The following is a 4,933-nucleotide window of genomic DNA, read 5'->3' on the forward strand; positions in this document are numbered from 1 at the left end:
AGCGCCGTCCATCTGTGCAGCACCAGTGATCATGTTTTTAACATAATCCGCGTGACCTGGACAGTCTACGTGTGCGTAGTGACGTGATGGAGTATCGTACTCGATGTGAGAGGTATTAATTGTAATACCGCGCTCACGCTCTTCTGGAGCGTTATCGATCTGTGCGAAATCGCGTACAGTACCACCGAAGCTCTTAGTCAATACTGCAGAGATAGCAGCAGTTAGAGTAGTTTTACCATGGTCAACGTGACCAATGGTGCCCACGTTAACATGTGGTTTTACGCGTTCAAATTTTTCTTTAGCCATGGTATTGCCCCAATCCAAAGTCTTTGGTGATGAAACTGCATATAGCAAAAAATCCGATGCATACAAAATGTCATCGAATCAGTTAGTAAGATAATTAGATTGGCGAGAAGAAGGTTGGCGCTGATAGGTAGTCTTAAACTGGAAAAAGCACTCGTTGCCGAGTGCTTTCTACTGATTAAGTATTATCAGCAAGATTTTGGAGCGGATGGCGGGAATCGAACCCGCGTTATCAGCTTGGAAGGCTGGAGTAATACCATTATACGACATCCGCGGAACCTACTTCAGGTTACCTAACTACCTAGAATATGGTGGAGGGAGAAGGATTCGAACCTTCGAAGGCTGAGCCGTCAGATTTACAGTCTGATCCCTTTGGCCACTCGGGAACCCCTCCAGAGAAATGGTGCCGGCACCAAGAGTCGAACTCGGGACCTACTGATTACAAGTCAGTTGCTCTACCAACTGAGCTATGCCGGCGTGTCATTTCGGTAGCGGATATTATGGAAATGTGCGCACAAGTGCAATAGCTAAAGTGAAAATATATTAAAAAAAACGATCAAATGATGTTTTTTCGGCCTCAAAGTGGCTTTCTTGTACAATTTTAGAGCTTTTGAAACCAATTAGCGTTTAAAGCGAGCAGCACAAATCTCATTACAGTTGTTCAGAATAATTCCATGGTGTAATGTGCCCTCCTTAACGGAGAACTTCGCGATGCCGCAAACCAACCAGATCCAAAATGCACTATATCTCGCTTTTCAACGCCAACAATGGTCTGGACTAAGAGAATCGGTGCCGTTAACGCTAAGTGAAAACGACTTGGCCGACTTGCGTGGTCTCAACGAAAAGATTTCTTTATCAGAAGTAACAGATATATATCTGCCGTTAAGCCGCTTATTAAACCTCAACGTAGGCGCTAAGCAGCAACGTGGCCTTGCATTAAATGAATTTCTTGGACATGTCCCACCAAAGCGACCTTACATCATCAGTATTGCTGGTAGTGTTGCCGTAGGGAAAAGTACCACAGCTCGAATTTTACAAGCATTATTAAGTCATTGGCCTGAACACCCTAAAGTCGATTTAATTACTACAGACGGCTTTCTATACCCGCTAGCAGAGCTCAAACGCCGAGGATTGCTACAACGCAAAGGTTTTCCTGAAAGTTATGATATGAAAGCCCTAGTTGAGTTTATTTCGGCCATAAAAGCGGGTGAGTCAGAAGTCAATGCGCCGATATATTCGCACATTACTTATGATCGCATTCAAGATGAGCAGCAAAGTGTCCGTCAACCCGACATACTCATTATTGAGGGGCTTAATGTTTTACAAACAGGTCAAGATTCACCTGTAGATACACAACGACCTTTTGTATCTGATTTTGTAGATTTTTCGATTTATGTTGACGCTAATGAAGAACTCTTAAAGCGTTGGTATATAGATCGCTTCCTGCAATTTAGAACCGGAGCTTTTAGTGATGAAAACTCATACTTCCATCACTATTCAAAACTTGATGATGTAGAAGCGACCGCAACGGCCTCTAACATATGGGACACGATTAATGGGCCAAATTTAACCCTTAATATTTTACCTACTCGTGAAAGAGCACACCTTATTTTACAAAAAGGACCTGATCATATGATGGATCAAGTCCTATTACGTAAATAGCTTTAGACCTCTATACTAGCTAATTGTAATTAGTCTGCTTTGCGCAGGCTAATCTCGCCGCCAATATAGCTTTGTAAGCCATTTTCAGTTTCTAAAACAATAGCACCTTGGTCATCGATGCCTTTACAGAGCCCGTGGACTTCGTCTTGGCCCATTAATAATTTAACCGACTGACCAACAAATAAATCAGCTGCAGCCCAGCGCTCAGTAAATGCTGTTAATCCTGCTTGTTGGAATAAGCTTAGGTCTTGTTGTAACTGCTTTTGCAGCAAAGCAAGTAATGCCGTTTTATCCGGCATTTGCAGTTGACTCGTCAAATCACTCCAAGGCTGGTCAATCAGAGATGCATGCTGCTCCCCCATCGCCATATTAAGACCAATACCCACGACTAAATTGCATTCACTGTCGGTCTGACCTGACATTTCGATTAATACCCCCGCAAGCTTACGGCCCTCAAGGTAAATATCGTTAGGCCATTTAACGCCAACATCCTTTACGCCAAGCTTTTCAAGCACGGTCACAATCGAGCAGGCCACCACTAAGCTCAATCCCATAGCTTGAGCCATACCATGTGGGAATTGCCAAAACATGGAAAAATATAAATGGCAGCCATAAGGTGAAACCCAAACTCTACCACGACGACCGCGTCCTGCTGATTGATATTCAGCAACGCAGATATCACCAGATACCAATTCCTCTGCATGCTTTAAGATAAACGCATTAGTGCTAGGGATCTCATCAAAATAAAAACAGCGGTTGGCGATCTGCTCTTTTAACTTAGCTTCATCAACCAAAGAAATAGGTCCATTTAAACGATAGCCCTTACCCTTTACGCTATATATATCGACACCATACTCTTCTAAGCCTGAAATATGATTACTAATAGCAGTGCGAGATACCCCAAGTTGAGAGGCTAACGCCTCACCAGACACAAATGTGCCTAATGCCAACTCAGTTAGGATCTCACGTTTACGAATCCATTGTTCAGCCATGCTATAAACTCCTTTCACCAGTTGCAGTAATCATTCTAGGCTCAGCTTCCAATCTAATCCCAAATCTATCTTCTATTTTATCTATAATTAATTTCGCCAATAATAAAACGTCATCACTGGTCGCATCGCCCTTATTAATTAAAACTAGCGCTTGTTCTTTATGCACCGCGGCCCCACCAATTTGATGACCTTTCAAGTCCGCTTTATCAATTAACCAACCGGCAGCGACTTTTGTGTGGCCTATTCCATGAGAATAGCCAACCATATCAGGATATACAGAAACTAAAGATTCAAACTGCGCTGTATCAATTACCGGATTTTTAAAAAAACTGCCAGCATTACCTAATACAGCAGGATCGGGCAGCTTAGATCGGCGAGTTTCACATATACAATCAAACACTTGCTTTGGTGTTACCTGCTTAACGTCAAACTCTCTAAGCGGACCATAACCTAGCTGTGGCACCCAAGTTTTTGGCAGTTTAAAGCCAACTCTAGTAATAACGGCTTTGCCTAACAAATCATTTTTGAAAACAGAATCACGGTAGCCAAACTCACATTCATCGGCATTTAAACGAACTAGCTGACCATTATTCAAATCAGCATATTCTACCCATTCACAAAAGCGATTTAGCTCAACACCATAGGCACCTATATTCTGGATTGGCGCAGCGCCAACAGTCCCGGGGATCAACGCCATGTTTTCTAATCCAGAAAAGCCCTTATTCAAGCAAAAACAAACTAAATCATGCCAACTCTCACCTGCGGCTACCGTTAGGTAGTTATCGTTTTCATCCTCAAAAACATCAACACCCTTAGTTTCAACCAACACCACCGTGCCAAGAAAGTCTTCGCAAAGAACTATATTGCTACCACCACCTAAAATCAGCATCGGCTGGTTAGCTTGATAAAGTTTGCAGCAGGTATCAACTAACACATCTAGCGTAATGGCACGAACTAATTGCTCACAGCCATGTGCTAACGCGAAAGTATTAAAGTCTTTAAGAGAGTAAAGCGAGCTGGTTGGCATTTGAATATCATTTGGAAGAAAAAAGCTATTGTAGCCTAAAGAAGCAAATCGCAGAAGCATAGAGCATGTTCGATGTAGCAGCGTGATTAAACAATCGAAGAAAAGCGAATGTTAAGTGCACTAAAGGTAATTGTCGCTAACGGGGAATTTATAGAAAATCTAAGCTCAATGGCAAATATAGCGTATACAAAACAAACAAGCCAATAGATTTCAGACACGAAAAAGCCTTGCTATTGCTAGCAGGGCTTATCGTAATGTTTGTGGGTGAGTACAGCGATAGCTGTGAGCTTACGAACTCGAAGCGTAGCTGGGGCGGACTATTTTTTGTAAAAGTCCGCGACGTCACAACTAGATTAATAAATACTACAAAACGAAAAAAGCCTCCGCATTCCTGCAGAGGCTTTCATCTTAATGTTGGCGGAGCGGACTTGCTCTTATCAAGAAACGAACCCACTCCCCCCACCGCGAGACAGGCCGCTTTCTTTTTAAAAGAGTCTAAAGCTCCATGGATGGAGCGAATGCCGAAGATTGTCTGGAACAATCTCGGTCCAACTGAACTACCGTTCATTTAGCAAACTGCGTGCGCATTTCGCTTTGATTTTTCTTTGAAATACGTATACGAAAAAAGCCTCTGCATTGCTGCAGAGGCTTTTATCTTAATGTTGGCGGAGCGGACGGGACTCGAACCCGCGACCCCCGGCGTGACAGGCCGGTATTCTAACCAACTGAACTACCGCTCCTTTAGCAAATTGCTTACGCACTATGCTAAATGCTTTTTAAGTCGCTAGCTTGTCAGGGCTAGGAGACTCGATTTTCAATGAAAATCTTAAATTGGCGTCTGGAAATGACCTACTCTCACATGGGGAGACCCCACACTACCATCGGCGATATTGCGTTTCACTTCTGAGTTCGGAATGGATTCAGGTGGTGCCACAACTCTATGGTTTCC

At 43.1% G+C, this 4,933-nt stretch carries 4 protein-coding genes, 4 tRNA genes and 1 rRNA gene; 1 reads left to right on the forward strand and 8 read right to left on the reverse strand.

All coding sequences use genetic code 11. The annotated features are described in order from the left end of the window. The 4 genes from L2747_RS21210 to L2747_RS21225 form a co-directional block, all read right to left on the reverse strand. A partial coding sequence (locus L2747_RS21210) for a GTP-binding protein (RefSeq protein WP_249000909.1) occupies positions 1 to 306 on the reverse strand: 306 nt, incomplete at its 3' end. Positions 307 to 503: 197 nt separating this feature from the next. Then, a tRNA-Gly gene (locus L2747_RS21215) sits at positions 504 to 577 on the reverse strand. A 35-nt stretch (positions 578 to 612) separates the two neighbouring features. Further along, positions 613 to 697: transfer RNA gene (locus tag L2747_RS21220), tRNA-Tyr, on the reverse strand. A gap of 7 nt (positions 698 to 704) precedes the next feature. Continuing rightward, positions 705 to 780: transfer RNA gene (locus tag L2747_RS21225), tRNA-Thr, on the reverse strand. Between the two features lie 234 nt (positions 781 to 1,014). On the opposite strand from L2747_RS21225, the gene coaA reads away from it, so the two are divergent. After that, positions 1,015 to 1,965 (forward strand): type I pantothenate kinase, encoded by a 951-nt coding sequence (coaA, locus tag L2747_RS21230; protein ID WP_249000910.1) that lies wholly within the window; start codon positions 1,015 to 1,017, stop codon positions 1,963 to 1,965. A gap of 29 nt (positions 1,966 to 1,994) precedes the next feature. Here coaA and birA read toward each other — a convergent pair whose 3' ends face one another. The 4 genes from birA to rrf all read right to left on the reverse strand — a co-directional run. Continuing rightward, positions 1,995 to 2,957, reverse strand: coding sequence for a bifunctional biotin--[acetyl-CoA-carboxylase] ligase/biotin operon repressor BirA (birA, locus tag L2747_RS21235; RefSeq protein ID WP_249000911.1), 963 nt, complete (start codon positions 2,955 to 2,957; stop codon positions 1,995 to 1,997). Position 2,958: 1 nt separating this feature from the next. Next, on the reverse strand, positions 2,959 to 3,984 hold the full coding sequence (gene murB, locus L2747_RS21240; protein WP_249000912.1) for a UDP-N-acetylmuramate dehydrogenase: 1,026 nt from the start codon (positions 3,982 to 3,984) through the stop codon (positions 2,959 to 2,961). 663 nt (positions 3,985 to 4,647) lie between these two features. Further along, a tRNA-Asp gene (locus L2747_RS21245) sits at positions 4,648 to 4,724 on the reverse strand. 96 nt (positions 4,725 to 4,820) lie between these two features. After that, positions 4,821 to 4,933, reverse strand: a 5S ribosomal RNA gene (rrf, locus tag L2747_RS21250); the annotation flags it as partial.

Source organism: Shewanella marinintestina, assembly GCF_023283845.1.
Lineage (GTDB): Bacteria > Pseudomonadota > Gammaproteobacteria > Enterobacterales > Shewanellaceae > Shewanella > Shewanella marinintestina.